Source organism: Streptomyces sp. S6 (assembly GCF_054880855.1).
In genome coordinates, this window is the sequence record NZ_JBTYMC010000419.1 from 1 (window position 1) to 4,599 (window position 4,599).

The 4,599-nt window shown below is 72.2% G+C and carries 2 protein-coding genes and 1 pseudogene; 2 read left to right on the forward strand and 1 reads right to left on the reverse strand.

The features are described from left to right. Positions 1 to 570: alcohol dehydrogenase catalytic domain-containing protein (locus tag ACVNF4_RS32720; protein WP_461806511.1), on the reverse strand; the 570-nt coding region annotated here is incomplete at its 3' end. 219 nt (positions 571 to 789) lie between these two features. Between ACVNF4_RS32720 and ACVNF4_RS32725 the strand changes: the two genes are divergently transcribed. Continuing rightward, on the forward strand, positions 790 to 3,957 hold the full coding sequence (locus ACVNF4_RS32725; RefSeq protein ID WP_461806512.1) for a cytochrome P450: 3,168 nt from the start codon (positions 790 to 792) through the stop codon (positions 3,955 to 3,957). 50 nt (positions 3,958 to 4,007) lie between these two features. After that, positions 4,008 to 4,599: pseudogene (locus ACVNF4_RS32730) on the forward strand (MFS transporter); the annotation flags it as partial.

Consider the following 4,599-nt stretch of genomic DNA (forward strand, 5'->3'; position numbering starts at 1 on the left):
GATGCCGTGCGCGCCGAGACCGCCCGCTCCCCAGATGCCGACGGCCTGGGCGGGCCGCACGGCACCGGTGCCGACGATCGCGGCGTACGGCGTGGACACGGCGTCCGGGATGATCGCGGCCTGCTCGAACGGCAGGTCGTCCGGGATCGGGAGGAGGGTGTCCTCGCGGGCCAGGGCGTACTGGGCCCAGCCGCCGTGGTAGTCGACGCCCCGGGTCCGAGGCCGGCGGCAGCCCGTGCGGCGCAGACAGGCCTCGCACCCGCCGCACGCCTGCCCCGCCTGGAGCACGACCCGCTGTCCCGGCTGCCACGGACCCCGCACCGCCGGACCGAGGGTGTGGACGGTGCCGGCCGCCTCGTGGCCGAGAGTGAGCGCGTTCGAGGCGGCGACCTCCTCGTCGGGGAAGAAGGGGGTGATGCCGCCGTCGATCAGATGGACGTCCGACAGGCACACCCCGGCGGCCTTGACCTCGACGAGGACCTCACCCGGCCCGGGGACGGGGACCGGGACCTCTTCGACGGCGAACGTGCGGCTGTCCAGGCGGAGCCGTCCGGCGAGCATCGTGCTCATGACGGGAACCTCGCTTCACTGAGCTTGTCGATTGACAAGGTCGATTAACCATGTCGAGCGACGGCTGTGTCAAGGACGGCGAGAGGGGATGAGTTGAGGCGGTCCGGGGTTCTGTCGCGCGCCTGTGTCACTTGACACATTCTCTCGACTTGGTCGGCTGACAATGTCGCTTGTATGGTCGGCGGCAAGCGACTGCTGCTGCACGACGAAAGGCACGCCATGACGCACGCATCCATGGGTACGACCGAGTCCGTCCCCGAGCGCCCCGCGCTCCCCCTGATCGGTCACGCGCTCGGCATCCCGAAAGGTGCGGAGGGCCTCCTCCACCTCATGAACGAGGTCAAGGAACTCGGCCCGCTGTTCAAGGTCCGCGTCTTCGGCACCGAGACCGTCCTCGTCGGCGGCCTCGACCTGGTCACGGAACTGTCGGACGAGACCCGCTTCCGCAAGAACGTGCACGCCGACCTCGTCGAGATCCGGCAGCTCGCCGGGGACGGCCTGTTCACCGCCTTCCACCACGAGCCCAACTGGCAGAAGGCGCACGACATCCTGATGCCCGCGTTCTCGCTGGGCGCGATGCGCGGCTACCACGCGACGATGCTGCGCGTCGCCCGCTCCCTCGTCACCAAATGGGACCGGGCGGCGGGGGAGCACCCGGTGGACGTCCCCGAGGACATGACCCGGCTGACGTTCGACACGATCGGGCTGTGCGGCTTCGACTACGACTTCGAATCGTTCCGCCGTGCCGAACCCCACCCCTTCGTCGACGCCATGGCCCGCGCCCTGCACTTCACCCAGGCCAAGGGCGAATCCGTCCCGGGCACGGAGCTGTTCAAGTGGAAGCAGGCCGACCAGTTCCGCAAGGACGCCCGGTCGATGACGGACCTCGTCGACGAGGTCATCCGCCGCCGCCGGGCCTCCGGCGACCCGAGCACCGACGACCTCCTGGGCCGGATGCTCCACACCGAGGACCCGGTGACCGGAGCGCCCCTGGACGACGTCAACATCCGCCACCAGGTCATCACGTTCCTGATCGCGGGACACGAGACCACCAGCGGCGCCCTCTCCTTCGCCCTGTACTACCTGACCAAGCACCCCGAGGTCCTGACGCGGGCCCAGGCCGAGGTGGACGCGCTGTGGGGTGACACCGACACCCCGGACCCCGAGTACGGCGACGTCGGCAAGCTCACCTACCTCCGCCAGGTCCTCAACGAGAGCCTGCGGCTGTGGCCGACCGCGCCCGCGTTCGCCGTGGAACCGGTCCAGGACACCGTCATCGGCGGGAAGTACGCCGTCCGCGAGGGCGAGACACTGATGGTGCTGACCCCGGCCCTGCACCGCGACCCCGCCTGGGGCGAGAACGTCGAGCTGTTCGACCCCGACCGGTTCACCCCGGAACGGGAGGCGGCCCGACCGGTCCACCTGTTCAAACCGTTCGGCAGCGGCGAACGCGCCTGCATCGGCCGCCAGTTCGCCCTGCACGAGGCCACCCTGCTGCTCGGCCTGCTGGTCCACCGCTACCGGTTCGTCGACCACACCGACTACCGGCTGAAGCTCAAGCAGTCCCTCACCATCAAGCCCGACGACTTCTCCCTGGGCCTCATCCGCCGCTCAGCGGCCGACCGTCGCACCCCCGCCCAGGCCGGCGGCACGACCGCCGTCCAGCACCGCCCGGCCTCCCGAGCCGCCACCGGCACGGCCCTCACCCTCCTGCACGGCTCCAACCTCGGCACCTGCGCCGCCCTCGCCCGCGACCTCGCGACGGACGCCGACACCCACGGCTTCGCCCCGAACGTGGCCCCGCTCGACGCGGCCGTGGACAAGCTCACCGGCCCCGTCGTCATCGTCGCCGCCTCCTACAACGGCCGCCCCACCGACGACGCCGCCCGGTTCGTCACCTGGCTGGAGAGCCTCGCCCCCGGCGCCCTCGACGGCCTCCCGTACGCGGTCCTCGGCGTGGGCGACCGCAACTGGGCCGCCACCTACCAGCGCGTCCCCACCCTCATCGACGAACACCTCGCCGCCGCTGGCGCCGTCCCGATGCTGGAACGCGGCGCGGCCGACGCCTCCGGCGACTTCGCGGGCGCGGTGGACCGCTGGAGCGGCGACCTGTGGACCACCCTCTTGGAGCGCTACGGCTCCGGCACGACGACGGCCCAGGCCGAGCCGGCGGGGGAGGACCAGAGCCTGTACGAACTCCACGACGCCGCCGACTCGGTGACCGACGGACTCGCCGCACGCCACGGCGTACAGTCGATGGAAGTCCTCGACGCGTACGAACTCGTCGACATGACCCACGAGTTGGGCCGCTCCAAGCGCTTCCTGCGGCTGCGCCTGCCCGCCGGCGTCACCTACCGCACCGGCGACCACCTCGCCCTCCTCCCGCGCAACCCCGAGACACTCGTCCGGCGCGTCGCCGACCGCTTCGCCCTCGACCTCGACCGCACCGTCGCCCTGCGCGCCCGCCGCCGCAGCCGCAGCGCCCTCCCCGTCGACCGCCCGCTGACCCTGCGCCGCCTGCTGACCGACTTCGTCGAACTCCAGGACCCCGCCACCCGGGACCAGACCGCCGTCCTCGCCGACCACACCGCCTGCCCGCCGGAGAAGCAGCCGCTGACGGAACTCGCCGACACGGGAACCCGGTTGAGCGTCCTGGAACTCCTTGAGCGTCACCGGGCCTGCGAACTGCCCTTCGAACGCTTCCTGGAACTCCTGCCGCTGCTGCGCCCCCGCCACTACTCCATCTCCTCCTCCGCCCGGGCGACCCCCGACACCGTCGACCTGATGGTGTCGCTGCTTGCCGCACCCCACCGCGCGGGCCACGACACCTTCCGGGGCATCGCCTCCCACCACGTCCAGACCCTGAAGGCGGGCGACACCGTCCAGGCCCGCGTCCTGCCGTGCGACGAGAGCTTCCGGCTGCCGGACGACGACTCCGTCCCGGTGATCCTCGTCAGCGCCGGCACCGGGCTCGCCCCCTTCCGGGGAGCAGTCCTGGACCGCCTCCACACCGGCTCCACCGGCACCCTGCTCTGCTACTTCGGCTGCGACCACCCGGACGTCGACCACCTCCACCGCGCCGAGTTCGCGACCGCCCAGACCGCCGGAGCCGTCAGCATGCGCCCCACCTTCTCCCACGCCCCCGAGAACGGCGCACGTTTCGTCCAGGACCGCATCGCCCGCGAGAGCGACGAGGTCTGGGCGGCACTGGAGAACGGCGGGCGCGTCCACGTCTGCGGCGACGGACGACGGATGGCGCCGGCCGTACGGGAGGCGTTCAGGGCGATCTACCGCGAGCACACCGGCGCGGACGACGACGAGGCCGGCGAGTGGCTGGCCGCGCTGGTCGAGTCCGGCGTGTACGTCGAGGACGTCTGGGCCGGCTGACCCGTCCGTGGCCCCGACCTCCCCGCTCGTCTTCCCACCTGAGGACTCCCATGCCTGATGCACACCCGGTTCCCACGACGAGGGGCGCGCGCGGCGGCTCCGCCCCGGCCCTCGGCGTCTTCGTGGCCCTGATAGCCGGCGTCACCCTCGGCAACGGCGGGGCGAACGTGATGCCCGTCTTCGTCGACGACTTCTCCTCCCGCTTCGACCTGTCGGACTCCTCCGCGGGCCTGGTGGCCGCGACCCAGCTCATGGCCACCGCCGCCGTCACCCTGCTGCTCGCCGAACGCGCCGCACGGCCGCACCGGGTGCGCATGGTCCGCGCCGGCCTGATCCTCGCGGGCCTCGGCTTCGTGGGGGCGACGGCGGCCTTCGACCCGGTGACTCTCATCTTCGCCAACCTGGTCATCGGCGCCGGGCTCGGCGTCGTCTACGCGGCGGCGACAGCGGCACTCGCCGCCACCGGCGACGCCGACAAGGCGTCCGCCGTCACCATCGCCGGCACGGTCTGCGTGACCGCGCTGCTGATCGTCGCGGTGCCCGAGGCCAACCACAGCGTGGGGGCGGGGACCGGGTTCCTGCTCATGGCGGTGTGCTGCGCCGCCGCCTGGCCGCTGGTCCGGCACCTGCCCGACGGCCCCG